The 493-nt window shown below is 67.3% G+C and carries 1 pseudogene; it reads right to left on the bottom strand.

Annotated features, from left to right (window positions below):
- Window positions 1-493: pseudogene (locus C0R07_RS19630) on the bottom strand (CPBP family intramembrane glutamic endopeptidase); the annotation flags it as partial.

The following is a 493-nucleotide window of genomic DNA, read 5'->3' as shown; positions in this document are numbered from 1 at the left end:
GGTCTTGCGCGCCACCACGGACAGCATCCAGCCGCGGAAGATGACTTCCTCCACGCTCGCCTGGAACATGAAGCTCAATAGCAGTAGACCGATGTGCAGCAGGCTGACGGGCGACCGCCAGGCCTGCCCCAAGCCCGCCGCCTGCATGCCGCCAGCCATCCAGATCGCGACTACGACCAGCGCGATCGTGCCGAATCCAACGGCCAGTCCGCGCAGGAAGGTTTTCAGCGGTGCCGGACCGGTCAGTCCGATACTCGCCAGCGAGCGCCCTTCGACGAAGCGTACCCAGGCGAGCACGGCCGCCAGCGTCGGCGCGAAGCCGATCCACAGCAGCGCATACAAGCCAGCGAGACCGATCGGATCGCCGCCCGGCGTCGACCAATGCTGTGACTGCATCCACCCGTCCAGCGCGATCACCGGTACCGCGTTGAACAGGATCATCAGGATCGGCGTCAGCCAGGCCCAGGGCAGCCAGCCGCGGGCCGGATCGGGC

Source organism: Stenotrophomonas bentonitica (assembly GCF_002887735.1).
In the GTDB taxonomy this organism is placed as follows: Bacteria; Pseudomonadota; Gammaproteobacteria; order Xanthomonadales; family Xanthomonadaceae; genus Stenotrophomonas; species Stenotrophomonas bentonitica_A.
This window is presented reverse-complemented; position numbering and strand designations above follow the sequence as displayed.